Raw genomic sequence first — 23,746 nt, 5'->3', positions numbered from 1 at the left:
GCGGTGGAGTCGGCGAGCCCCTGGGGTGAAGAAGCACCCAGGGAGGAAAGGGAGGAGAGGCGCGCGGGCGAGGGGCTCGCGGCGGCCGGGAGGGTGGAGAGGAGCAGGGCGAGGGGTGCGAGGAAGCGGAGGGAACGGGGCATACCCGGGTTGAACCGTTGCGCCGCGAGCGTGACTTCCCGAGGGGGAGACGGCCCCTCGCTCTCCTGCCCGCTCAGCGGCTCACGGGCCCGCGCCATCCAGCGTCGCGCTCTCCGCCGTCACCTCGGGCCGGGAGATGGGGAACTCGCGCGTCTCGCAGGGCAGCAGTTGGTGGCGCTCGCCGCGCAGGGCGAACTCCAGCGGCTCCTGGGAGGGCCACCGGCTGTTGAGCACCAGCTTGTCCTGGGTGATCTCCACCTCCACCATGCTGCGGCGGTAGCGCAGGGTGAACTTCAGCCGCTGCATGCCCTCGGGGAGGTTGGGGTTGAAGTGGAGCACGTCGCCGCGCACCTCGATGCCCGTGTACCCGCGTTGCATCAGGTCCACCGTGCCGGACATGGCGCCCAGGTGGATGCCCTCGGGCGTGGTGCCGCCCTGCACGTCCGAGATGTCGCTCTGGAGCGCCTCGGTGAACAGCTTCCACGAGCGGGGGCGGTCGGTGCGAGCCAGCACCCACGAGTGCACCACGCCGCTGAGCGTCGAGCCGTGGGAGGTGCGGCGCAGGTAGTACTCCACCGTGCGGGGAATCATCTCCGGCTCGAATGCGTACCCCAGGCGCTCGAAGAGCTCGCGCAGTTCCTCGGAGGAGAACAGGTAGAAGAGCATCAGCACGTCGGCCTGCTTCGACAGCTTGTAGCGGTTGGGCGAGTCCCCTTCCGACTCGAGGATCCGGTCCAACCGTTGGATGTCGCCGTAGCGCTGGCGGTAGGCCTCCCAGTCGAACTCCTGGAGCTGCTCGTAGCCCTCGAACTGGCTGAGCACGCCGTCGGAATGGAACACCAGCCGCATCTTCCGGCTCACGTCGTCCCAGTGGGCGAGCTCGGCCGTGCCCAGCTGCAGCGTCTCGAGCAGCTCGTCGCGGCGCTCGCCGGGCAGCAGCTCGAGCACCTCCAAACCCTTGCACAGCACCCACACCGCCATGAGGTTGGTATAGGAGTTGTTGTCGAGCCCCGGCCCGGCGCGCTCCGGGTAGCCGGTGTGGTACTCGTCGGGGCCCATGACGCCCTGGATTTCGTAGCGCCGCAACTGGGGATTCCACCGGGCCATGCTCGCCCAGAAGCGCGCGAGCTCCAGCAGCATCTCCGCCCCGTAGAAGTAGAGGAACTCGGAGTCGGCGGTGGCCTGGTAGTACTGCCAGATGTTGTAGGCGATGGCCGCGTTGATATGCCTTTGCAGCCACGAGACGTCGGGGACCCACCGCCCCGAGCGGGGGTTGAGGTGCAGCTTCTGGCTCTCCTCGCGCCCGTCGCTGCCGCTCTGCCAGGGGAACATGGCGCCGCGGAAGCCCGCCTCGCGAGCCGCCTCGCGCGCGCGCCGCAGCCGCCGGTGGCGGTAGCGCAGCAGGGCCCGTGTCAGGGCGGGCAGCCGCAGGTTGAAGAAGGGGAAGACGAAGAGCTCGTCCCAGAAGATGTGGCCCCGGTAGGCCTCGCCGTGCCAGCCGCGCGCCGGCACGCCCACGTCCTGGTCGATGGTGTGGGGCGACACCGTCTGCAGCAGGTGGAAGATGTGCAGCCGCAGGGTGGTGTGGATGTGATTGGGCTCGGCCAGCACCACCTCCAGGTCGCTGCGGCGCCACAGGTGCGACCACTCGCGCACGTGCGTCGTCACCAGCTCCTCGAAGCGCTCGGGCGCCCGCGACACCGCGTACAGGGCCTCCCTGGCGGCCTCCGACACCGCGTGGTCGCGAGACGAGTAGAGCGCCACCACCTTCTCCACCGCGAGCCGCTGGCCCTCGCGCAGCTCCAGCGTGAAGTCATGCGCGAGGTAGCCGTCCTCGGTGGCGAGCCCCCGCCGGGCCCGCGCCGGCTGCCCGTCCACGAAGAGCCGCGTGCGGGCCGCCTCGGCCACCTCCAGGCGCGACTGCACCGTCTCCACCTCGAGCAGCAGCGTCTCGGCGTCCACCTCCTCCGTCACCAGACTCCGCGAATGCTTGCAGTTGAGCTGCCGGTAGCGGGGCACGCCTCCATTCACCACCCGTCCGTCCAGCGCCGAGCGCACCTGCAGCCGCCCGCTCCAGTTCTCCGCCACCAGCACCAGCTCCTGCCCGGCGAGGTGCTTGTCGCGCATGTGCACGAAGCGCCGCTGCTCCACGCGCGTGCGCCGTCCCTTGCGGTCCTCGAAGCGCACCGTGCGCAGCAGCAGCCCGCGCGCCATGTCCAGCACCTGCCGGTACTCCAGCAGCGTCACCGCACGCGGGTTGAACCAGCCGCCGCCCTCGAGCCGGAAGGTGAGCGGCAGCCAGTTGGGCATGTTGACCAGGTCCTCGTTCTCCACCACGCGCCCGGCGAGGTCCGTCTTCAGCCGGTTGTACCCGCCCGCCAGGTACGTGCCCGGGTAATGCGTGTCGTCCGCCTCGGACTCGGGCGCCGCGCCGCGCGTGGCGAAGTAGCCGTTGCCGAGCGTGCACAGCGCCTCGCGCAGGCCCTCGCGCTCCGGCTCGTAGCCCTCGTAGGAGAACAGCCAGTGCTCCGGCATCATCAGCCCGTCCCTCCGGCACGGCCGAGCAGCTGCTCGAGGAACCGGCGCACCTCCTCCACGTCCTCCAGCGCGTAATCCGCCGCGGTGGACCGCTCCACCTCGCCGCGCACCACCACCCCGAGCCCCCGTCCCTTCAGCAGCTCGAAGGCATGCTCGTCGGTGAGGTCATCCCCCACGAACACCGGCAACGCGCGCTCCAGCCCGAGCGCCCGCAGCAGCCACTCCATCGCCCGGCCCTTGTGCCAGTCGATGTCCGGCTGGGTCTCGAACACCTTCTTGCCCCCGCCCTTGCGCAGCCGAGGATGGCGCGCGAGCGCCGCGTCCACCCCGCGCTCCACCTCGGGCGCCCGGGCCTCCTCCACGTGCCGCCAGTGCACCGCCACGCTGAAGCGCTTGCGCTCCAGCCGCGTGCCCGGAATGCCCGCGAGCTCCACCGCCAGCTCGCGCTCGGCCGCGTCCAGCTCGGGCAACAGCGCCTTCGCCTCCTCCACCTGGAAGGCCCGCCCGCCCGGCCCCAGGATGTCGAAGCCGTGGCTGCCCGCGTAGTACACGCCCTCCAGCTGCACGAAGCCCCGGAGCACGGGCAGATCCCTCCCGCTGACGACGGCCACCGGGTAGCGCCCGGCGAGCGCCTTCAACGTGGCGCGCATGGCGTCCGACAGCCGCGCGTCGTCGGGATTGGGCACGATGGGCGTCAGCGTGCCGTCGTAGTCCAGGAAGACGGCCACCTGCTGGCCCTCCATGCGCCGCAGCAGCTCGTCCCATCGAGCCAAGGCCGAGGGCACCTCCCGCATCGGCCGCATTCACGCCGCTCCTTCCTCCACCTCCACGGTGGACAGGTCCGTCACCTCCACATCCGCGCCGGCCCGCACCAGCGCCCCCACCGGCCCCGCGCGGCGCACGCCGATGACGAGCCCGAAGTGCCCTCGCCTGCCCGCCTGAACACCGGCCTGGGCGTCCTCCAGCACCACCGCGCGCTCCGGCGGCACGCCGAGCCGCCGCCCCGCTTCCAGGAACGTGTCCGGCTCGGGCTTGCCCGGCAACCCGAGCCTCCCCGCCTCCACTCCGTCCACCCGGGCGTCGAAGAGGTGCGTGAGCCCGGCCGCCCGCACCACCGCCTCGCAGTTGCGGCTGGCGGAGACGACCGCCGTGCGGAAGCCCGCGGCCCGCAGCCGCTTCAGCAGTCCCACCGCGTGCGGGAACACCTGCACGCCGTTGTGCTGAAGCGCCTCGAGGAAGTACCCGTTCTTGCGCGCGCCCAGGCCCCGCACCGTCTCCGCTTCCGGGCCGTCTTCCGGCGAGCCCTCGGGCAGTGACACGCCCCGGCTCTCCAGGAAGCAGCGGATGCCGTCCAGGCGCGGCCGCCCATCCACGAAGCGCTGGTAGTCCTCGGGCGTGAAGGGCTGGAAGGGCTCGCCGCGAGCGTGCGCGCGCGCCGCGAGGAACGCGTTGAACAGGCGCTCCCACGCGGCGGCATGCACCTGCGCCGTGCGTGTCACCACGCCGTCCAGATCCAACAGGGCCGCGTCGTACTGGCGGCGCGACAGCACCACCGCGGGGGACTCGGGAGGCGTCGGCGAAGGCATGGCGGTGACTCCGGCGGAGGACCCATCACGTCCCATTTAGCGACGTGTACACACCATGCCCCTACAGAAGTAGCGCATGTGCGCTCGGACTCCGGGGCGAGCCCTCATCACCCATCGTGTACATTCAACCTGTAAGAATACAGGGAAGTTTGACGGATTTCCGTACAACCCACTACGCTGCGCGCCGAAGTTCCAGGGGGATACATCGTCTGAACAGTTGGCCATCCCCGGCTTCTTGCCGGCGCCACGGTCCCCTATCATGAGGGTCTGTCGGATGAGAACCAGGGAGGGTCTCCGTGCGACCCGCATCTCAAGTTGAAGTGACCTCCAGCGAGCCTCCCACCAACCCTTCGCCGGCGAGCGCGGAGACCCAACCCGATGGGTTGCCTCCCGCCGAGACGCCGCCGCCGCTGCTGGCGGAGACGCCCACGCACAAGTCGCTCGCGGTGGTGACGCCCAAGGCCGAGACCCCGCCCTCGCGCTTCGCTCCGGGCTTCGCCGCCAAGATGAACATGGTGGTGGACCTGGGTTTGGTGGTGCTGGCGCTGCTCATCTCCACGACGATGATGGGGCACGACCTCCATCTGGAGCGCACGGACGTCTGGGTGCTCATGGGCGTGGGCGTGGTGGCGTGGCTGGTGGTGGGCACGGCGCTGTGCCTCTACGACGCGCGCTTCGCGGACCGGGAGCGGCTGGATGACATGGCGCTCATCTCCATCCAGGTGATGGTCGTCACGGTGGTGCTCTTCCTCACGCGTCTGGTGATGGGCACCGAGTCGTGGATCGTCGCGCTGAGCATGTTCCCGCCGTTGTTGTGGCCCTCGGTGGCGCTGTTGCGCCTGTACTTCTTCCGCAAGCTGTCGGTGCAGGAGCAGCCGCTGGACGAGGTGCTCATCGTCGGCGTGGGGGCGATGGGGCGGCTGACGGGCGAGGACCTGAACAACAAGCACCGGCGCAAGGTCATCGGCTACCTGGGCTTCAGCAACGAGACGGCCTCGGCGGCTCCGCCGGCGCCGCTGCTGGGCGGCGTGAAGGACCTGGAGCACATCCTGTGCACGGTGCCGGTGGACGAGGTCTACATCGCCGGCAACATGCTCAAGCACTCGGCGGAGATGCAGGCCGCGGTGAAGCTGTGCGAGAACTTCGGCATTCCGTTCGCGCTGCCGGCGTACCACATGCGCTTCGACCGGGCGCGGCCGGTGGATGACCACGCCATCTCGGACGGCTACCTGCACTTCATGACGCACGCCTTCCGGCCGCACCAGATGGCGCTCAAGCGGCTCTTCGACATCGTGAGCTCGGCGGCGGCGCTGGCGGCGCTCTCGCCGCTGCTCATCGGCGTGGCGCTGGCGGTGAAGTTCACCAGCCGCGGGCCCATGTTCTTCAAGCAGAAGCGCGTGGGGGTGCACGGCAAGCCGTTCCACATGCTCAAGTTCCGCTCCATGGTGGTCAACGCCGAGGAGCTGAAGGCGAAGCTGGAGAAGATGAACGAGCAGACGGGTCCGGTCTTCAAGATGAAGAACGACCCGCGGATTACCCGGGTGGGGCGCTTCATCCGCAAGTACTCCATCGACGAGCTGCCGCAGCTCATCAACGTGCTGCGCGGCGAGATGAGCGTGGTGGGCCCGCGTCCGCCCATTCCCAGCGAGGTGGAGAAGTACGCCGCGTGGCAGCGCCGCCGGCTGTCGGTGCGCCCGGGCCTCACCTGCATCTGGCAGGTGTCGGGCCGCAACCAGATTTCGTTCGAGGAGTGGATGTACCTGGACATGCAGTACATCGACCACTGGAGCCTCAAGAACGACATCAACCTGATTCTCAAGACGGTGCCGGTGGTGATCACCGGCAGCGGCGCGAGCTAGCGGGCCAGGCCCGAGAGGCGCTGGGCTCCCATGCTGGGGGGCTCAGCGCACGGGCAGCTCGCGCAGGGCGTACTCCTCGAAGCCGAGCCGGCGCAGCGTGTCCGCGAAGCGCTCGGTGATGATGATGACGCCGTGGCGGTCGCGCTGCCGGAAGAGGTCCAGGTGCTCTGGCAACGAGGCCTTGTCGAGCAGGGGCGGTTTCGACAGACCCGAATCGTAGCCCCCGCACGTCTCACACGGTTCGCGGCCGCCAGGAGGCAGGCAGTCCGGGTGGGACGAGCCGTGCAGTTCCATCTCCAGTTCCAGCAACTCGGGAGCGTTGCGCTGCCGGAAGCGCAGCTCGGTGCGGCAGCCCTTCAGTCCCCGGAGGCCTTCGGCCTGGAGCTGCTCCAGCGCCTCACGGCGGATGATCACCATCCACGCATACAGCAGGTAGAGCTGGGGGAAGGTGCCGCGCGCCGAGCCCACGAGCGGCCCGAAGCGGGTACCGGGAGTCAGCCGCGCCGATGCGGGCACCAGGGGCCGAACCATCGCGCGCAGACGCTCGAATTTCGAGAAGTCCTCTTCCAGCCAGGCCTTCTCGAGCTGCTTCGCCTCTGGCAGTCCCGACAGGTCCACGCTCGGATAGGCCTCCGAGATAGAACCCCAGCTGGCGTCACACGTGGGGCAGTGCACCCCGGGCAAGCCCCACTTGTGGTTGATGGAGTAGTCGCCCGTATACCGTGAGCTCTCATCCGGGACGGAATGCAGTTCGTAGAACCTCATCTTCTCCTCAGAACTCGATGGGAGGCGGCAGCTTCGTTCGACCGTAATACGGCTGCAAAGGGGCCATCAGACCGAAACGCACGCACAGTTCCCATGCGTGGTTCCAGATTTCTTCCTTCGTTACCTTCCCGCCCTGATTGTCCTTCTCGAGGATGAAGTTCCTCCACGCTGCGTTCCAGGGCCCTCCCTTTTCACCGCGATGGATGCGTTTGTGCAGGTCCGTTTCGATGAACATCGTCCATTGATGGATGTCGATGCCCTTGATCCTGAACCACTCCGCGAAGGCCTGCGGAAAGATGTGGTGCTTCTCGTGAGGCCGGTTGAGCTTCTCGTCGGCCTCCTCGATGAGTTTCTGCTGGCTGGGCAGCAGGTGGCGGAGGTGGTGGTTCCTCCACGGGATGATGAAGACGGCGCTGTCTTCTCCGGGCAGCGGTAGCGGGCGGCCCCAGTATCGCGCGGGCGAGTTGCCGTAGCCGGGCAGGTACACACCCACCGGGCCCGCGCCGCGCGTCTTCACCACGCGCCCGGGTGCCGCCTCCTCGCCTCCGCGCGAAGCCGCCTCTTCCGCGACTTCCTCGCAGCGGAAGAAGCCGCACACCTCCTCGTCACACAGGAAGGCGAGGCATGCGCCCGCCTCTTCCCGCTCCGCCTCCACACTGGAGGCCTCAAGCGTCTCCTCCTCGCGCAGCGACGGCCCCGCGGCCGCACATCCGGACAGCAACAGGCCAAGCAGCAGGCGCCACGGCAGCCATCTGTTCATACCGGGCATTTCCCCGTACTTCCCGAAGGACGAGAAGCCCGCCCGCCTGCCCTACAAGCCTGTAGCCGTTTGTTTGACGGGGGAGCACCGCTGTCGTTCACTGCACGCGGCTGTACCCTCCCGAGGACTCCGTCATCGAAACGCCCCAGCCGAGCGCGGCGGCCGCCCCGCGCGCCGAGCCTTCCCAGGTGGACGCCCACACCACGCTGCGCAATGCCGTGAAGCTGGGCGGCTCGCTGCTGGTGACGTACGTCATCGGGTTCGGCCTGCAGATGCTGGTGCCGCGCATGCTGGGCGTGGAGAGCTTCGGCAAGTATAACTGGGCGAGCAACACCTCCACCGCCTTCTTCATCCTCAGCGCGCTGGGCCTGGACGTCTACATCCGCAAGGAGGTGGCCGTCCGGCGCGAGCACGCCAGCGAGTTCTTCGCCGGCACGCTCCTCCTGCAGGGGGTGCTGGCCGTGGTGCTGCTCGGCGCCATGTACGCCGTCATGCGCCTGGACGGGCAGCCCTCCGAGGTGCTCTCGCTGGTGCTGCTGCTGGGCGTCTACCAGTTCCTCTTCCGCCTCAACGCCATCCTCGCCGCGGTGCTGCACGCCCACGAGAAGGTGGACGGCCTGTCCGTCGCCCACATCCTGATGAAGTGCATCTGGGGCTTCGGGCTGGCGCTGGCGCTGTGGCTGGGCGCCCCGCTGCCGTGGCTGGCCGCGCCCTTCATCCTCGCCGAGCTCTTCAAGGCCGGGCTCCTCTTCCACCTCACGCGCCGGCACGCCGGGCTGCGGATGAACCTGGACGTGCGCGCCACCGGCACCGCGCTGCTGGCCGCCCTGCCCTTCTTCATCAACGACGCCGTCATCGCCACCAACGGCCGCGTGGACAGCATGCTGCTGGGCTTCATCGGCAACACCACCGAGACGGGCTACTACGGCGCCGTGTGGGGCATCGCCGGCCTGACGATGCTGCTCTCGCCCATCCTCAGCTGGGTGCTGCTGCCCATGATGTCGCGCGCGGCGAGCTCGCCCGAGGAGTCCACCCGGATTCTGCGCCGGGGGCTCGAGGGCATCTTCTCCCTGTCCGTCCCGGTGACGCTGGCGCTGGCGCTCGGGGCGGAGACGTGGGTGCACCTGCTCATCGGGAAGGACTACCTGCCGGCCGCGCCCGTGCTGCGGCTGCTCGCGCCCGTCTTCGTGCTCACCTACGTGGCCACCGTGTGCGCCAGCTGGCTCATGGCGGCCAACCGCACCTGGACGGTGACGCGCACCTCCATCATGTCCGCGGCGCTCAACCTCGTGCTCAACCTGGTGCTCATCCGCGCCTTCCTGGCGTGGCGGGGCCCCACGGGCGGCGCGAGCGCCACCGCCACCTCGCTCGCCATCTGCGAGACGCTCGTCACCCTCATCCTCGTGTATGCCATCGGCTCGCGCGCCTGGGACTCGCGCAGCCTCGCCGTGCTGGGCAAGACGCTCGGCACGTGCGCCGCCGTCACCGCCGTGCACCTGCTGCTGGGCCGCTTCGGGCTGGACTCGCGCGACCTCACGCGAGGCCTGGCCCGCATGGGGGTGGACGGCATTGTCTACCTGTCCCTCATCCTCCTCACCGGCGCGGTGCGCACGGACGAGGTGCTCGGGCTGGTGCGCCAGGTGCGCAACCGCCGCAAGCCCCAGTCCTCCTCCTCCGAGCCGCCTCCGTCCTCCGAGGCCCGCGCCGCATGAAGCCCTCCGCCATGAGCCGACACACTCCGCGTACTCCGCTGCTGGCCTGCCTCCTGCTGCTGTCCGCCTGCTACCAGCCGGGCCGCTTCGTCTGGGTGGATGACTACCGCGAGCCCCAGGTTCAGGGGCAGGGCGACGAGAACTACCTCATCCGCAAGGGCGACGTGCTCAACGTCAACGTGTGGAACCAGCGCGACATCTCCTCGCGCATCCGCGTGCGCGACGACGGCCGCATCAGCCTGCCGCTGCTCAACGACGTGGACGCCGCGGGGCAGACACCCGCCGCGCTCGCCCACGCCATGGAAGTGAAACTCAAGGACCTGGTGGCCAACCCCGTCGTCACCGTCATGGTGGACGAGGCCCAGCCCATCAAGATCGCCGTGCTCGGCGAGGTGCGCAACCCGGGCAAGAAGCTGCTCGACGCGGGCTCCGGGCCCCTGCAGGCGCTCTCCGAGGCCGGCGGCTTCACCGACTACGCGCGCGACGACGCCATCTACGTGCTGCGCAAGGAGCCCGGCTACTCCACCCCGGTGCGCATCCGCTTCACCTGGCCCGCGCTCACCCGCAGCGAGGGCAGCGGGCCCACCTTCCGCCTGAAGACGGGCGACGTCGTCGTGGTGGAGTAGCCGCATGCCGCTGCCCGCACTGGCCCTCGGCTGGCTGCTGGTGGCCTCCGCACCGGCCATCAAATACAAGGCCTCGGCCCGCGTCGAGTCCGTCGTCCGCACGCCGCTGCTCACCGAGCGGGCCAACGCCCCCGTGCTCAACGACGTGGTGCTCGCCCCGCGTCTGGACAGCGTCCTCTACACCAGCCTGCTCGAGGTGAAGCTCGTCTACGAGCCGCAGTTCCTCCTGCGCCAGGCGTTCATCGCCCCCTCGCTCGAGCTGCTGCAGTCCGTCTACACCCGCGCCGACTACAAAATCCGCCGCGACCTCACGCTCATCGCCGTCCACACCACCACCTACGGCAAGTTCCCCTTCGAGAACTACAGCGGCGCGGGCTCCGTCACCCTCCCCGAGGTGGGCTCGGCCAGCTCCCTCTTCGAGAGCGGCAGCGCCTACATCTACACCGAGACGGCGGCCGGCTTCTGGACGTCGCTGGGCATCAAACGCCTGTCGATTGCCGGCACGCTCGGTTGGATTGTCAACGGTCTGTTGGACCCGCCGGTGCGGCCGCTGCACCGGGGCAACGCGGCCTACCCGCAGCAGCGCTACCCCGAGCTGCGCGTGCAGTCCTATTACAACGCCACCGCCCGGGACCTGTTCACGCTGTCGCTGTACGGCAAGGACGTGTCCTTCTCCACCGGCAGCCGCGACGCGATGCTCCAGTTCGCCCCGGGCCTCACGCACCAGTTCTCCCCGCTGGTGAACCTGAGCGTCGAGCCCGGTGCCGCGGTGGGCCTGGTGTACCCGCGCGATGGGTTGCCATATGGGCTGCTGATGCCCACGTTCGAAACCCTCCTCAGCACCCCCGTTCCCCTGGGCAACCACTGGCCCGTGCAGGCCAAGGTGCGCGCTCGCTACCTGCCGTACATGGATCCCCTCACCAGCCAACTCATTCCTCGCGGCGACGTGGGCCTGGACCTGGAGTGGAAGGGCCGGCGCGAGGCCAAGGTCATCGGAAAGCTGCGCTATGCCCACCCGCTCACCCCTGGCATCCACCGCAACGACGCCGAGGCGAAGGTGGAAGTGGAGGCCCTCTACCCACTGCCGCTCTCCCGCTACCTCTACGTGCAGGGAAAAGGGCAGTACACCTGGACGGACCACGTGGTCATCGCCAACCAGCCAGTCGTCCAGTGGTACACGAGCGTTGGATTGGTGGTCCGGTATGACCGTGGTAGGCTTTAGGCGCACCAGGCCATGAAGAAGTTCATCCTGATGTCGGTGCTGTACGCCACCATCATCCTGCCCAGCCTGGCGGCGCGCGAACGCAACGCGGTGCGAGGCGTAAAACGGGCGGTGGCGATGTTCGTGGCGTACAACTTCCTCTATGCCTTCCTCGTCCTGGTCATCTGGACGCAGCTGGAAGACTGAGACAAAGGCCTGAGAGACTCTATGCCGCAGCAGCAAGGAACCGTCCTCGTCGTCGAGGACTCGCCCATGTTCCGCAGGATGCTCAGCGACATGCTGCAGACGCTGGGCTTCACGCGCGTGCTGGAGGCCTTCAGCGGGAATGCCGCCAAGGAATTGCTGGGCGAGCAGTGCCCGGACCTGGTGTGTCTGGACCTGACGCTGCCGGACATCTCCGGCTACGAGGTGTGCGAGCACATCCGCGCCACGCCGCAGCTGCAGCATGTGCCGGTGCTGATGATTTCGGCGCGCACGCAGACCATGGACCGGGCGCAGGCCGAGGAGGCCGGCGCGAGCGGCTACCTCATCAAGCCCTTCACCCCCGAGGAGCTCCAGCAGCAGGTGGAGCGGGTGATGGCGGCGCGTCCCCGGAAGGAGGCGTAACGGCTCATGGCACCGTCGCGTGAGGAGCTGCCCGAGGTGGAGCGGGCGCAGGCGAACATCTTCGACTGGGAAGCGCTGCGCGACTACTTCGGCTACCTGAGGAACGCCATCCTGCGCCACAAGCTGCTGGCGCTCACCACCTTCGTGGTCACGGCGGCGCTGGGGCTGGCGCTCGCCAAGTTCCTGCCGCGCAGCTACTACGCCGAGGCATCGCTGCTGCCCAAGCGCGCCTCCACCATCGCCGCGCTCGTCAACCCGGACCGCATTCCCGCGTTGGACCCGGATCCACCCAACCCCCTGCGCCCGCCGGGCGAGGTGGACTCGGTGACGCGCTCGGCCGCCCAGGCGGTGATGCGGCGCGAGAACCTGGTGGCCATCATCAAGCGGGTGAACCTGCTGGACCGCTGGGACGCCACGCGCGCCCCGCTGCTGCGCCTCAAGGACACGGTGATGCACCTCATCTCCGGGCGCCCCACCGAGGACATCAAGCTGGATGCCATGGTGGGCATGCTGGAGAAGTCCCTGTCGGTGAGCACCGAGGACGGCAAGGTGTCCCTCTCCGTCATCTGGCCGGACCCGCAGCTGGCGTACGAGCTGGTGGATGCCGCGCAGCAGGGCTTCCTCGAGGCGCGCCAGAAGGAGGACCTGGCCAGCATCACCGACGCGCTCAGCATCCTCGAGGAGCACGAGAAGACGGCCAACGAGAACTACAAGAAGGCCTACCTGGAGTTCGAGAAGATTTTCGAGCAGCTGATGATCGAGCGCCGGCGCGCGATTGGAGATCCGCGGGTGGGCGGCTTCAACACGAACCAGCACCTGGCGGAGCTGCGCTTCCTCATCCGCGCCAAGCGGCGCGCCATCTCGGACTCCGAGGAGCAGCACAGCCGGCGCCTGGAGCAGCTCAACGCGGAGCTGGTGGCGCAGCGCAAGCTGTACGGGGACAACCACCCGGCCATCGTCGAGCTGCAGCAGCGGATGGCCGGCCTGCGCGCGCAGACCTCGCCGCAGACCACGGTGCTGCAGGGCGAGGAGAAGGAGCTGACGCGCGAGTACGAGCGCTTCGGCGGCCAGGCGGTGCCCTTCCCCGACGAGCCGATGCCGGACCCGTACGGCCTGGAGCGCGTGCTGATGGGGATTCTGCCGTCGGTGCGCGACAACCCCAAGCCGGTGGTGGCGCTGGACGAGCTCCAGTCGCGCACCATCATCATGCAGCAGCTGCGCAAGCGCATCGACTCGGCGAAGCTGGAGCGCGACATCGTCGAGGCGTCCTTCAAGTACCGCTACGCCGTGCTCACCCCGGCCGAGTTCCCCCGCAACCCGGTGAAGCCCAACGCGAAGGTGATCGCCCTCGGCGGCATCGTGGCGGGCCTCATCCTCGGTGTCTTCGCGGCGCTGGCGCGCGACGTGCTCAGCGGCCGCTTCCTCCAGGCCTGGCAGGTGCAGCGTGGCCTGGGCCTGCCCGTGCTGGCGGAGCTCGAAGCCCAGCCGTCCCCGTTGGAAACCCAGTCCCAGTGAGCCCCGCTTCACCATGATGCCGCTCGACTCGTTGCTCGTCCTCCTGGCCCTCCCGGTGCTCGCCGCCGCGGGCTACCTCCTGCTGCTCACGCTCCTGTCCGGGGAGAAGGAGGCACCGGCCCGGGTGACTCCGCGGCTCAAGTTCGACGTCATCATCCCGGCCCACAACGAGGAGGCCGGCATCGCCCGCACGGTGGCCAACCTCTCGCGCGTGGACTGGCCGGTGGAGCAGCGGCGCATCATCGTCGTGGCGGACAACTGCGCGGACGCCACGGCGGACCGGGCGCGCGAGGCCGGCGCCACGGTGCTGGTGCGCCACAACCAGGAATTGCGCGGCAAGGGGTACGCCCTGCAGCTCGCCTTCGAGCAGAGCCTGAAGGACGGCTTCGCCGACGCGGTGGTGGTGGTGGACGCGGACACCGAGGTGACGCCCAACCTGCTGCACGCCTACGCGCTGCGGCTGGAGGCGGGCGCCCAGGCGGTGCAGGCGCACTACGGCGTGCTCAACCCGCATGCCTCGTGGCGCACGGAGCTGATGACCATCTTCCTGGCGCTCTTCCACAAGGTGCGCTCCATGGGCCGCGAGCGGCTGGGCGTCTCGTGCGGCCTGCGCGGCAACGGCATGTGCTTCACCCACGCCGTCATCCGCCAGGTGCCCCACGAGGCCTTCTCCATCGTGGAGGACCTGGAGTACGGCATCCGCCTGGGACAGGCCGGCCACCGCGTGCACTACGCGTGGGAGGCCGAGGTGCTGGGCGAGATGGTTTCCAACGAGAAGGCCGCGCGCTCGCAGCGCCGCCGCTGGGATGGCGGGCGCATGGCGATGATGCGCACCTACGGCCTGCCGCTGCTCACCGAGGGCCTGCGCAAGGGCGACAAGGTGCTGGTGGACCTGGCCATGGACCTGCTGGTGCCGCCGATGAGCTGGGTGGTGCTGAGCGCGGGGCTGTTGGCGGTGGCCTCGGGCGCGCTGTCGCTGTGGCAGGGGCACCTGGCGCTGTCCGCGTACGCGGCGGCGGCGAGCGTGGGGGCCATCACCCTCTACGTGCTGCGCGGCTGGTGGGTGTCCGGCATGGGCGTGGGCGGGCTGAAGGCCCTCGCCTGGGCGCCTTTCTATGTGGCCTGGAAGATCTGGCTCATGATGAGCCGCCCCGAGGAGAAGAAGGGCGAGTGGGTGCGCACCGCGCGCGAGACCCCGAAGCCCTGATGTGAACCCGCGGGAGGGGGAACCCGCTCTCAACGACGATGCAAGAGTTCCTCTCGCGACCCTACGTGTTCCTCGCGCTGCTGGCCGTGCTGGTGCTGGCCACGGTGGGGCTCATCGTCGCCGCCCCCGCCCTCGCCCTCCTGCCGGTGGGGGGCGCCGCCTTCCTCTGGTGGGTGTGCCACCAGCCGCTGCGCACGCTGACGTTCGCGGTGTTCGCCCTGGCCGTCACGGTGGACGTCGTCCCCGAGGTCCCCTACGAGGGCCACTGGCACTCGCCGCTCTATTTCCCCGGCAAGCTGCTCTACACCGTGCCCGGTTTCAAGCTGCCGCTGCTGGACGTGGCGGTCATCGGGCTGCTGGTGCTGATGACCTACCGGCGCGCCATGGGCATCAAGATAGACCCCGAGCCCACGCCCCTGCCCAGCCCGGTGCGCGCCGCCCTGGTGGTGCTGCTGGCCACCGTGGCCTGGATGCAGGTGTGGGGCATCTACGTCAACGGCGGCGAGTCGCGCGTTGCCCCGTGGCAGTGGCACCAGATGGTGTCGCTGGTGTTCATGGTGCTGCTCTTCAACGCCGCGATGCGCGGGCCCGACGACTACCGCATCCTCGGGCGCATCATCGTCGTGGGCTGCTGCATCAAGGCGGTGCTGAGCGCCTGGTTCGTCGTGCTGCTGGCCCGGCCCGGCGGCTGGTATTTCGAGTACGCCACCACGCACTCGGACTCGGTGCAGTACGTGACGGGCCTGGCGTGCGTCATCTGGTCCTGGATGGAGCAGCCCACCCGCAAGCACTTCTGGCGCATGGTCTGGGTGTCCGCCTTCATCTTCATGGGCATGCACTACAACGACCGGCGCCTGGCCTACGCCAGCCTCCAGCTCGGCCTCATCGCCTGCTTCATCGTCAGCCCGTGGAGCGGGATGAAGCGCAAAATCACCCGCATCGCGCTGGTGCTCGCGCCCATCTTCCCCTTCTACCTCGCGGTGGGCTGGCAGAGCCCCACGGGCATCTTCGCGCCGGTGGGCATCTTCAAGTCCATGCTGGAGGGCGAGAACCTCGCCAAGGGGCAGATGGACTACCGCGACATGGAGAACTTCAACGACGTCCACACCTGGAACCGCAACCCCATTCTCGGCAGCGGCTGGGGGCACACCTTCGACGAGGTCATCAAACTCCCCGACATCTCCCACGCCTTCGCCGACTACCTGTACCACCCGCACAACTCGGTGATTGGGCTGTTCGCCTTCGGCGGCGTGGTGGGCTTCTCCGGGCTGTGGATGTGGTTACCCGTCGGCGTCTTCCTGGCCGTGCGCGCCTACCACCGCGCCCATGCGCCGCAACACCGCGCGGGCGGATTGGTGGCGCTGTCGGTGTTTGTGGCATATGTCAACCAGTGCTTTGGCGACATGGGGAGCATCAGCTGGATGAACTCCATCATGGCGGCCATGGCACTCGCCTGTGCCAGCCAGCTCGCGATGGCCACCCAGGCCTGGCCCAATACCCAGCCCGCGCGAAACACGGTCTTGGAACCTGAGAAGTCGGGTAGCCCGGTAGGAAATCTGGTATGATAGCGCACCGCAAACCGAAGAGGCCACGAAAATACGACACTCCGGCCCGGAATCCGGTCGCTTCGGAGGTGTCAAACGCCCGGGGACGCGGTAACATGGGCCTGTCCATGTTCGAGCCTCACGACAAGAAGACGAAGGGTGGCTCTCGGAACGGGGGTCCCAACCCACCGGATCAACGGCGCGTGGTGCAGCCGCTGTCCGTGGTGAGGGGCAACCGAGCCCAGCCCGCCCCTCCGTCTCAGCCGCCCCCGCCTCCTCCCACGGGAGAGAGCGCGGCGCCGGCCGTCGTCGAGCAGCAGAAGCCCCAGCAGAAACCCGCCAGCACCGCCCTTCCCAGCTCGCTGTTGCACCTGTGGGCGATGCTCAACCAGCGCGGCCGTTGGTCGTCGCTGGTGGTGGTGCCCTCGCACGAGGGGGGCTCGGGCCTGCAGACGGCGCAGTCGATTCTCGAGGTGGCCAGCAAGCAGGGCAGCACGCCGGTGCACTTCCTGGACGCCGAGGGCCTGGAGCTGGGCGCGGCGCAGCACGTGGTGGCCGAGATGCTGGCGTACGTGGAGCAGGGGGACCGGGTGGTGGTCCTCATCGACTCCGTCGTCGCCAACCCCGTGGGCCTGGAAGTGGCGCTGGCGGCCGAGCGGGCGCTGCTCACCGTGTCACTCGGTGCTTCGGATTACACCTCGGCGCGTCGTACGCTGGAGCTGATTGGGAAGGAGCGCTTCCTCGGGAGCGTCACCCTTCAGCCCTCGTCCGGAGCTCCGAAGAAATGAGCGCAGCCCCCGGCGCCTCTGGCGCCGTTGTTCCTCCCCGGCCCGCGGCCATGCGCCCGAGGCTGAGCGTCGTCGTTGCCACGTACAACCGCACGGACCTCATCCAGCGCCTGCTCGCGCAGTTCGCCCGGCAGACGCTGAGCCCCTCGGACTTCGAGGTGGTGGTGGTGGATGACGGCTCGCGCGAGCCGGTGGCGCCCCACCTGGAGAAGCTCTCGCTGCCCTTCACCCTGCGCGTGGAGACGCAGGCCAACGCCGGTGCGGCGGCGGCCCGTCACCGCGGGGTGCTCGCGGCGCGCGGCGGCGTGGTGCTCATCACCGACGACGACATGCAGGTGGCGGACGACTTCCTCGCCCGGCACATGGCGCGCCACCCCGTGGGCTCGCGCAACGTCGTCATCGGCGGCATCCGCCCCGACCCCGCCATCTCCGACATGCCGCTCTTCGAGCGGTGGTACGCGTGGCTCAACAACCGCATCGCCGCGAGCATGAGCGGCCCCAAGCGGCGCGCCCGCGGCTGGCAGCTCTTCACCGGCAACGTCTCCTTCCGGCGCGAGGACTATGTGTCCGCCGGCGGCTTCGACAAGAGCCTCGGCCAGTCCGAGGACATTGAGCTGGGCGTGCGCCTGGAGAAGGCCGGCTGCCGCTTCGAGTTCTGCACCGAGGCGTACGTGCTCCACGGCTCGGACCACACCAGCTTCGAGAAGTGGCTGAAGCGGGCGCACCGCTACGGCATCTTCGACTCGCGCGTGGCGGGCAAGCACCCGGATGTGCCGCAGGTGGACCCCTGGCGCTTCCTCTTCGAGATGAACCCGCTGGCCCGGCCGCTGCTCGCCGCGGCGGTGGTGGCGCCCGAGGCCACGCGCCCGGTGACGGAAGCCGTCATGAGCGCGGCGCGGCTGGCGGACAAGGCGGGCCTGCGGAAGGCCGCCTTCATGGGCACCTCGGTGACGTACGCCATGGAGTACCTGCGCGGGGCGCGCACCGAGGCGGGCTCGCTCGGCAAGGCGGCGCGGCACGTGGCGCGCTACGCCCTCAGCGGCGGCCGGCCCGGCCAGGTGCTGAAGCTGGCGAAGGCGCTCAAGCAGGACGCGCTCGAGGTGGCGCGCTCCGAGCACGGCAAGCCCGGCGTGAAGGCCGTGGCCTCCATGGTGCTCACCTCGGACGGCTTCCGGGTGCTGGCGCTGCAGCGGCTGCGCGAGGCGGCGCTCGGGCTGGGCATTCCGCTGGGCAACCACGCGCTGCGCGTGGCCCAGACGGCGGTGCTCGGCGTGGAGATTGGCAAGGACGTGGAGCTGGGCAGCGGCGTGTACTTCGTCCACAGCCTGGGCACCGTGGTGGGCGGCGACGCGAAGGTGGGTGACCGCGTGCGCTTCTACGGCAACAACACCGTGGGCACCGCCAAGGACGACGGCTACCCCGTCATCGAGGAGGACGTGTGGGTGGGCGCCGGCGCGCGCATCCTCGGCCCCATCACCATCGGCGCGCGCTCGCGCATCGGCGCCAACGCGGTGGTGCTCCAGGACGTGCCTCCGGACAGCGTGGCCGTGGGCATCCCCGCGCGCATCACGCCTCGCAAGAAGGACGTGGACGGCGAGTGATGCGCGGGTCCCGCCGGAGCGCCGCACCCAGGTACGGTAAGCGGGCCCCCGCGGCCCTGCTGGCTGGCGTGTGCCTGTGCGCGCCCGTGCTGGACGCGTGCCGGCAGAACACCTCGCAGGCGGCCACCGCTTCGCAGGGCTCGCCCTCGGGCGTCTACAACCTCCCCCCGCTCACCGAGGCGGCCTGGGCCGGTGGCCTCCAGGCGGGGTGGAAGGACGAGGGCTGGGCCGAGCGCGACCTGAAGAACCCCGGCCCCGCGAAGCTGCGCCTGGCCAACCTCGGCGGTTGGAACCTGCGCAAGCAGGGCCTCCAGGGTGAGTTCGGCGGGCTCGCGCTGCGCTACAAGGCGCCCTCGGACTACGGCGACTTCCTCGAGGTGCGGCTGGACTCCGAGGGCGAGACGCTCTTCCCCCGCGTGCGCGTGGACGGCAGCCACGTGGCGCGCCGCGAGGGCGACTGGGTGCAGCTCTTCGTCCCCTTCGAGCAGCTCGACCCGGAGAAGGTGCCCTTCACCCGCATCGTCATCCGCGCCCACAAGAAGGTGGGCAACGACTGGGTGGAGCTGGACCAGGTGGGCCTCACCGCGCCCGGTGGCATGACGCCCGCCGAGGGCACCGCCTTCGCGCAGCAGCAGACGCAGCCGGGCGAGGCCCCCAAGGCGCTCGTGGAGCCCGTGGAGCTCGCCTATGACAACGGCCTGCAGGCGGGCTGGGAGGACCATGGCTGGTCCATGCGCGAGCTCAAGGGCCCCACGCCCGCGAAGCTGCACCTGGCCAACCTCGGCGGGTGGATTCTCCACAAGAAGGGCCTGCGGGGAGACTACGGCGGCCTCACGCTGCGCTACCGCGCGCCCTCCGGCTTCGGGGACTTCCTCGAGGTGCGCCTGGACTCCGAGGGCGAGACGCTCTTCCCGCGCGTGAAGCTGTCGGACGCGTACGTCACCGCGCGCGAGGGCGGCTGGACGCAGGTGTTCGTCCCCATGGACGAGCTCAACCCGGAGAAGCACCCCTTCACGCAACTGGTGATGCGCGCCTACAAGAAGGTGGGCGACGACACGGTGGAGCTCAACCAGGTGGGGCTCGCCCGGCTCGTCACCCCGGCGGCGATGGCGCCGCAGCAGACGCCCCAGGACGCGGCCGCGGTGGGCGGTGGGCGCGTGGCCTTCGGTGACGCCAGGGCCGCGAAGGTGGTGGTGGACTGCACCGCGCCCGGCCACCCCATCAGCCCGCTCATCTACGGCATCGCCTTCAACAACCTGCGCGAGCTCAAGGACACCCACCAGTGGGAGCTCGGCGCCACCGCGCGCCGCTGGGGCGGCAATCCCTCGTCCCGCTACAACTGGAAGCTGGGCAACGTCTGGAATACGGCCAACGACTACTTCTTCCGCAACATCGTCCTCGGCACCAGCCCCCAGTACACCTCCGACACCTTCCTCCAGAGCAACCAGCAGCACGGGCTCCAGTCCGCGCTCACCGTCCCCATGCTGGGCTGGGTGGCCAAGGACTCCACGTCCGTGAGCTTCCCCAAGGCCCTCTTCGGCGCGCAGCAGAAGATGGACCCGGACGTCACGGAGGCCGGCAATGGCCTGTCCTCCTCGGGCGAGGCCCTCACCCCGCCCCTGCCCACCCAGACGAGCGTCGAGGCACCGCCCTCGTTCATCCACGAGTGGGTGCGCTCCATCCGCGAGAAGGACAAGGCGCGCGGGCGCAGCGTGCAGATGTACATCCTCGACAACGAGCCGATGCTCTGGAACACCACGCATCGGGACGTGCACCCGGAGCCCGCCACCTACGACGAGCTGCTCGAGCGCACCCTCGCCTACGGCACCGCCGTGCGCCAGGCGGACCCGGACGCCGTCATCGCCGGCCCGGCCGAGTGGGGCTGGACGAACTACTTCAACTCGGCGGCGGACGTGGCCCCGGGCGGCAACAAGAAGGACCGCAAGGCGCACGGCAACGTGCCGCTGCTGCCCTGGTACCTCAAGAAGCTCAACGAGTACGAGCAGCAGACGGGCACCCGCATCCTCGACGTGGTGGACGTCCACTTCTACCCGCAGGGTGACGGCATCGGCTTCGAGGAGCGCGGCGCCACCGACCCGGACACCTCCGCCCGCCGCATCCGCTCCACCCGCGCGCTCTGGGACCCCAAGTACAAGGACGAGTCCTGGATCGACGACAAGGTGGAGCTCATTCCGCGCATCAAGCGCTGGATTGCCGAGAGCTACCCGGGCCGGGGCCTGTCCATCGGCGAGTACAACTTCGGCGCCACCGGGCACATGAGCGGCGGGCTCGCGCAGGCCGAGGCGCTCGGGCGCTTCGCCGAGCAGAACCTCACCTCGGCCTTCCACTTCACCTACCCGCCCTACCGCAGCCCCACGTTCTGGGCCTTCCGCGCCTTCCGCAACTTCGATGGCAAGGGCGGGCGCTTCCAGGACACCTTCGTGCCCGCGAAGTTCGAGAAGGAGTCGGACACCCAGGGCATGTCGCTGTTCGCCTCGCGCAGCGGCGACGGCAAGCACGTGGTGGCCGTGGCGCTCAACCTGGAGCCGGATGCCGCGCGCAACGCCCAGGTGGAGCTGCGCGGCTGCGGCAACCTCGCCCAGGCGCGGGTGCTCGGCTACGCGGGCGAGCCCTCGGGCTTCACCGAGCGCAAGTCCTTCCTCCAGTCCGGCGGCTCCCTGCAGGTGATGCTGCCGCCCTGGTCCATCACCGTGCTGGACGTGACGCTCGCCCGCTAGCGAGCGCCCGTCCCCACGGCACCGCCCGTCAGGCCCCGGCGCGGGGTGTTTCCCCGGGGCTCAGGACGTGGTGTAGAGCCGGAAGGCCACGTCGTAATAGGAGTCAGCGCTGTAGCCGAGCCAGTACTGGATGCCACCGGAGTAGACGTTGCCGCACTCGGAGAAGGCACCGGAGTACATGGAGAGCCGGACCAGCTTGAGGGTGTAGGCGCGGTCGGGCTGCAACACGATGCCCTGCCCCCGGAAGGAGAAGGCATACCACGTGGAGGGCACGCCTCCCGTCTGCGAGCCCAGGGTGAGGGAGCCCGAGGTGGCCAGCTTCGTCCCGGAGGTCCCCTCGCCGTCGTACAGCTCCACCGCGTACGACGTCGTGTAGTACAGCTCGGGTTTGATCCAGACCTCGAACCTGTCGAGCGTCCTGGCGGCGGAGACCCGGAAGCTCTGGGCGATGGCGTTGTTGATGGCCACGTTGGTGTTGCAGCCCGCGGTGTCCACGTTGATGAGCGGATACTGGCCCAGGAACGTCACCCCGCTGTACGCGGCCTTGGCGTGGAGCATGACGTACCACGTACCCGCGCCAGGGTTGTCGAAGACACAGGACTCGGTGTTGCCCGTCAGCAGGGGCCGGCAGTCGTAGCCGGTGAGCGTGGGGCTCCCGCCGAACTTCACGTAGAGGTCCACGTCGCCCGAGCCCCCCGACACCTCGAAGGAGAGCCGGCCGGCGCCCGCGGGCACGCTGAGCGAGTAGTACCGGGTGGCGCCCTGGGCGTCGGACAAGGCGCTCTGCGCCGCGCCACTGGCCAGGGCGGTGACGGGCGCCGAGTCGCAAAAGGCATTCATGTAGAAGGACGTGACGGCCGACGTCCCCGTCTTGTTCGGGTAGAGCTTGCAGTCCGCCAGCGTGGGGTGGGGGTAGAGCTGCGTGGAGGTGTTGATGTCGAGGCCGTTGCCGTAGATGGGGTACTGCGGGCGGGGCTTCTTCACGGAGGCGGACCGCGACCACAGGGCGAAGCCGCTCGCGTCGAACGTCTGGGACGTCGCCCCCGAGGAGTACAGCTTGCCGATGTAGGCGGTGTTCACCTCGAAGCCATCGGAGGTGCCCGTGTAGCTGTTCAGCCCCCAGAAGTTGGACGAGTCCGATTCGGCGTACTCGACCAGCTCGCCCGCGCCGTTGGAGGACGTCACCCCGGCGCCGTAGCCCGTACCCGGAGTGCGGACGTTCTCCTGGAGCGCGCACCGGCGCATCCACTCCAGTCGCTGCGCGGCCAGGTCCGCGGGCAACGCGTCGTTCTGACAGCGCTGGAACTGCGCCCCGGCCACCGTGGGCATCACCGCCACGAAGACCATCAACCCTACCTGCATCCACCCGCGCATACACGTTCCCCTGGGTGCTTCGAGGCGGCCTACCGTTCGCGAGACAATGTCTCCGCGCCGGATTATGCCGTTTGGTCGGATTTTTACAATAGCACCACCTTTACTCGGCGTACGATTTCCGAGGCGGCGCCCCCCGCGCCGCGCGCCCCCCGGGGAGAGAGCGTCAGGCCTCCGCGCGGGGAGCGGCGAGCGACTCCACCTGCTCGGTGCTCAGCTCCAGCTTCGCCTCGGAGCCGCTCCATACGAAGGGAATGCCCGGCTGGCGGTAGAGCGTGGCGGGGATGTCGCGGGCCATCTGCGCGTGCAGCTCGGGCAGCTTCGACCAGTGCAGCCCGTGCTTGGTGTGGTGCGCCGTGTGGTAGCCCAGGTTGCCCGTCAGCAGGTTATAGCCGCGGTGCACGATGTTGTACGACGCCTCCGCGTGCTCCTTCGTCTCGAGCCCCACGTGGTGGAAGTACGTGGCCCACGCCGTCACGTAGAGCGACACGGCCATGGGCAGCAGGAAGACGAAGAGCGCGTTGAACCCGTTGTGCCAGAAGAGCAGCCCGAGCAGCACGACATGCAGCGCGCCCATGGCCAGGAAGACGCGCAGCGCCTCGGGGTACTTGCGCCCCACCTTGAAGGCCCGCGGATAGGCCGTCAGCGCCGTGCTCAGCGCGTACTCCATCTCGCCCATCGTCGAGCCGTCCGCACGCTTCCAGGTCGACTCGTCCTTCTCCTGGTCCAGGTAGTTGCGGTGGTGGCCCACCACGTGGTGCAGGAACCACGCGTGCGACGTCACCCCCGTCTGGAAGCCGAAGACGATTTCCAGCAGCCGGTTGGGCAGGGCGTAACGGAACATCGTCACGTGCTGGTGGTGGTGGTTCCACGCGCTGATCCACCCCTTGGGGATGATGCCAATCCCGAACCACAGGATGGGCAGCCACCAGCTGTGCGCCGTGAAGTACACCGTGAGGTCGAGCGCGAACACGCACGTGAACAGCAGGACGGGGATGCGATCCTCGGGATGACGGAACAGGGTCATGAGTCTTTCACTGGGAAAACGGGCGGGACTCCCCTGGAAGGAAGCCCCACCGCTCTCGGGATGAATGTGCCCCAGTATACAGGATGAGGCCCGGTTTCCGGGTTTCATCCGGAGGCGAGATTGACTTCCGGCAAGGGGGC

Annotated in this window: 19 protein-coding genes; 12 read left to right on the top strand and 7 right to left on the bottom strand. The window is 69.2% G+C overall.

The window, feature by feature from the left end; genetic code table 11:
* Nucleotides 1-222: 222 nt before the first annotated feature.
* From ACJ8AN_RS15735 to ACJ8AN_RS15725, 3 genes are read right to left on the bottom strand one after another with little or no spacing between them, the layout of a single operon-like run.
* Nucleotides 223-2,679, bottom strand: coding sequence for a glycoside hydrolase family 65 protein (locus ACJ8AN_RS15735; protein ID WP_407756170.1), 2,457 nt, complete (start codon nucleotides 2,677-2,679; stop codon nucleotides 223-225).
* Nucleotides 2,679-3,482: a trehalose-phosphatase gene (gene otsB, locus ACJ8AN_RS15730; protein ID WP_407756169.1), complete on the bottom strand. Its 804-nt coding sequence runs from the start codon at nucleotides 3,480-3,482 to the stop codon at nucleotides 2,679-2,681. Before otsB ends, ACJ8AN_RS15735 begins: the two co-directional genes overlap by 1 nt.
* The gene (locus ACJ8AN_RS15725; RefSeq protein WP_407756168.1) at nucleotides 3,483-4,265 is read right to left on the bottom strand and encodes an HAD family hydrolase; all 783 of its coding nucleotides are present in this window, start codon (nucleotides 4,263-4,265) and stop codon (nucleotides 3,483-3,485) included.
* A 413-nt stretch (nucleotides 4,266-4,678) separates the two neighbouring features.
* Here ACJ8AN_RS15725 and epsZ point away from each other — a divergent pair, with 413 nt between their 5' ends.
* Nucleotides 4,679-6,124, top strand: a complete 1,446-nt coding sequence (gene epsZ, locus ACJ8AN_RS15720) for an exopolysaccharide biosynthesis polyisoprenyl-phosphate hexose-1-phosphate transferase EpsZ (protein WP_407756286.1) — start codon at nucleotides 4,679-4,681, stop codon at nucleotides 6,122-6,124.
* A gap of 42 nt (nucleotides 6,125-6,166) precedes the next feature.
* On the opposite strand, the gene ACJ8AN_RS15715 is transcribed toward epsZ, so the two are convergent.
* The gene (locus tag ACJ8AN_RS15715; protein ID WP_407756167.1) at nucleotides 6,167-6,889 is read right to left on the bottom strand and encodes a double-CXXCG motif protein; all 723 of its coding nucleotides are present in this window, start codon (nucleotides 6,887-6,889) and stop codon (nucleotides 6,167-6,169) included.
* Nucleotides 6,890-6,896: 7 nt separating this feature from the next.
* On the bottom strand, nucleotides 6,897-7,649 hold the full coding sequence (locus ACJ8AN_RS15710; RefSeq protein WP_407756166.1) for a TIGR02269 family lipoprotein: 753 nt from the start codon (nucleotides 7,647-7,649) through the stop codon (nucleotides 6,897-6,899).
* A gap of 188 nt (nucleotides 7,650-7,837) precedes the next feature.
* Here ACJ8AN_RS15710 and ACJ8AN_RS15705 point away from each other — a divergent pair, with 188 nt between their 5' ends.
* From ACJ8AN_RS15705 to ACJ8AN_RS15655, 11 genes are all read left to right on the top strand, one after another.
* Nucleotides 7,838-9,361 carry an oligosaccharide flippase family protein gene (locus ACJ8AN_RS15705; RefSeq protein ID WP_407756165.1) on the top strand — a complete coding sequence of 508 codons (1,524 nt, stop codon included), beginning with the start codon at nucleotides 7,838-7,840 and terminating at the stop codon, nucleotides 9,359-9,361.
* Nucleotides 9,362-9,372: 11 nt separating this feature from the next.
* Nucleotides 9,373-9,987: a polysaccharide biosynthesis/export family protein gene (locus ACJ8AN_RS15700; protein WP_407756164.1), complete on the top strand. Its 615-nt coding sequence runs from the start codon at nucleotides 9,373-9,375 to the stop codon at nucleotides 9,985-9,987.
* 4 nt (nucleotides 9,988-9,991) lie between these two features.
* Nucleotides 9,992-11,209 carry a hypothetical protein gene (locus ACJ8AN_RS15695; protein ID WP_407756163.1) on the top strand — a complete coding sequence of 406 codons (1,218 nt, stop codon included), beginning with the start codon at nucleotides 9,992-9,994 and terminating at the stop codon, nucleotides 11,207-11,209.
* Nucleotides 11,210-11,221: 12 nt separating this feature from the next.
* A complete protein-coding gene (locus ACJ8AN_RS15690; protein ID WP_407756162.1) occupies nucleotides 11,222-11,395 on the top strand; it encodes a hypothetical protein in 174 nt (57 codons plus the stop codon).
* A gap of 21 nt (nucleotides 11,396-11,416) precedes the next feature.
* The gene (locus tag ACJ8AN_RS15685; protein WP_407756161.1) at nucleotides 11,417-11,815 is read left to right on the top strand and encodes a PleD family two-component system response regulator; all 399 of its coding nucleotides are present in this window, start codon (nucleotides 11,417-11,419) and stop codon (nucleotides 11,813-11,815) included.
* Nucleotides 11,816-11,821: 6 nt separating this feature from the next.
* Nucleotides 11,822-13,330, top strand: a complete 1,509-nt coding sequence (locus ACJ8AN_RS15680; RefSeq protein ID WP_407756160.1) for a GumC family protein — start codon at nucleotides 11,822-11,824, stop codon at nucleotides 13,328-13,330.
* 13 nt (nucleotides 13,331-13,343) lie between these two features.
* Nucleotides 13,344-14,537 (top strand): exopolysaccharide biosynthesis GT2 family glycosyltransferase EpsU, encoded by a 1,194-nt coding sequence (gene epsU / locus ACJ8AN_RS15675; RefSeq protein WP_407756159.1) that lies wholly within the window; start codon nucleotides 13,344-13,346, stop codon nucleotides 14,535-14,537.
* A gap of 38 nt (nucleotides 14,538-14,575) precedes the next feature.
* Entirely contained in the window at nucleotides 14,576-16,102 is a 1,527-nt protein-coding gene (gene wzy / locus ACJ8AN_RS15670) for an exopolysaccharide repeat unit polymerase (RefSeq protein ID WP_407756158.1), read from the top strand.
* 95 nt (nucleotides 16,103-16,197) lie between these two features.
* The gene (locus ACJ8AN_RS15665; RefSeq protein WP_407756157.1) at nucleotides 16,198-16,869 is read left to right on the top strand and encodes a hypothetical protein; all 672 of its coding nucleotides are present in this window, start codon (nucleotides 16,198-16,200) and stop codon (nucleotides 16,867-16,869) included.
* Entirely contained in the window at nucleotides 16,866-18,470 is a 1,605-nt protein-coding gene (epsD, locus tag ACJ8AN_RS15660; protein WP_407756156.1) for an exopolysaccharide biosynthesis glycosyltransferase EpsD, read from the top strand. The genes ACJ8AN_RS15665 and epsD overlap by 4 nt, the downstream gene beginning before the upstream one ends.
* Entirely contained in the window at nucleotides 18,470-21,208 is a 2,739-nt protein-coding gene (locus tag ACJ8AN_RS15655; RefSeq protein ID WP_407756155.1) for a glycoside hydrolase family 44 protein, read from the top strand. The genes epsD and ACJ8AN_RS15655 overlap by 1 nt, the downstream gene beginning before the upstream one ends.
* Before the next feature lie 60 nt (nucleotides 21,209-21,268).
* Here the strand turns inward: ACJ8AN_RS15655 and ACJ8AN_RS15650 are convergent, their stop codons facing one another.
* Both ACJ8AN_RS15650 and ACJ8AN_RS15645 read right to left on the bottom strand, forming a co-directional pair.
* Complete coding sequence (locus ACJ8AN_RS15650) at nucleotides 21,269-22,582, bottom strand: PPC domain-containing protein (protein WP_407756154.1); 1,314 nt, start codon at nucleotides 22,580-22,582, stop codon at nucleotides 21,269-21,271.
* A gap of 163 nt (nucleotides 22,583-22,745) precedes the next feature.
* Nucleotides 22,746-23,606 (bottom strand): fatty acid desaturase family protein, encoded by an 861-nt coding sequence (locus ACJ8AN_RS15645; RefSeq protein ID WP_407756153.1) that lies wholly within the window; start codon nucleotides 23,604-23,606, stop codon nucleotides 22,746-22,748.
* Nucleotides 23,607-23,746: the final 140 nt, after the last annotated feature.

The organism is Archangium sp., from assembly GCF_045802675.1.
Lineage (GTDB): Bacteria > Myxococcota > Myxococcia > Myxococcales > Myxococcaceae > Archangium.
This window is presented reverse-complemented; position numbering and strand designations above follow the sequence as displayed.

Excerpts from the sequence above, each read along its gene's own strand:
- ACJ8AN_RS15735 (WP_407756170.1), bottom strand. The coding sequence starts at position 2,679 with ATGATGCCGGAGCACTGGCTGTTCTCCTACGAGGGCTACGAGCCGGAG.
- otsB (WP_407756169.1), bottom strand. The coding sequence starts at position 3,482 with ATGCGGCCGATGCGGGAGGTGCCCTCGGCCTTGGCTCGATGGGACGAG.
- ACJ8AN_RS15725 (WP_407756168.1), bottom strand. The coding sequence starts at position 4,265 with ATGCCTTCGCCGACGCCTCCCGAGTCCCCCGCGGTGGTGCTGTCGCGC.
- ACJ8AN_RS15715 (WP_407756167.1), bottom strand. The coding sequence starts at position 6,889 with ATGAGGTTCTACGAACTGCATTCCGTCCCGGATGAGAGCTCACGGTAT.
- ACJ8AN_RS15710 (WP_407756166.1), bottom strand. The coding sequence starts at position 7,649 with ATGAACAGATGGCTGCCGTGGCGCCTGCTGCTTGGCCTGTTGCTGTCC.
- ACJ8AN_RS15700 (WP_407756164.1), top strand. The coding sequence starts at position 9,373 with ATGAGCCGACACACTCCGCGTACTCCGCTGCTGGCCTGCCTCCTGCTG.
- ACJ8AN_RS15695 (WP_407756163.1), top strand. The coding sequence starts at position 9,992 with ATGCCGCTGCCCGCACTGGCCCTCGGCTGGCTGCTGGTGGCCTCCGCA.
- ACJ8AN_RS15690 (WP_407756162.1), top strand. The coding sequence starts at position 11,222 with ATGAAGAAGTTCATCCTGATGTCGGTGCTGTACGCCACCATCATCCTG.
- ACJ8AN_RS15685 (WP_407756161.1), top strand. The coding sequence starts at position 11,417 with ATGCCGCAGCAGCAAGGAACCGTCCTCGTCGTCGAGGACTCGCCCATG.
- ACJ8AN_RS15680 (WP_407756160.1), top strand. The coding sequence starts at position 11,822 with ATGGCACCGTCGCGTGAGGAGCTGCCCGAGGTGGAGCGGGCGCAGGCG.
- epsU (WP_407756159.1), top strand. The coding sequence starts at position 13,344 with ATGATGCCGCTCGACTCGTTGCTCGTCCTCCTGGCCCTCCCGGTGCTC.
- wzy (WP_407756158.1), top strand. The coding sequence starts at position 14,576 with ATGCAAGAGTTCCTCTCGCGACCCTACGTGTTCCTCGCGCTGCTGGCC.
- ACJ8AN_RS15665 (WP_407756157.1), top strand. The coding sequence starts at position 16,198 with ATGGGCCTGTCCATGTTCGAGCCTCACGACAAGAAGACGAAGGGTGGC.
- epsD (WP_407756156.1), top strand. The coding sequence starts at position 16,866 with ATGAGCGCAGCCCCCGGCGCCTCTGGCGCCGTTGTTCCTCCCCGGCCC.
- ACJ8AN_RS15655 (WP_407756155.1), top strand. The coding sequence starts at position 18,470 with ATGCGCGGGTCCCGCCGGAGCGCCGCACCCAGGTACGGTAAGCGGGCC.
- ACJ8AN_RS15650 (WP_407756154.1), bottom strand. The coding sequence starts at position 22,582 with ATGCGCGGGTGGATGCAGGTAGGGTTGATGGTCTTCGTGGCGGTGATG.
- ACJ8AN_RS15645 (WP_407756153.1), bottom strand. The coding sequence starts at position 23,606 with ATGACCCTGTTCCGTCATCCCGAGGATCGCATCCCCGTCCTGCTGTTC.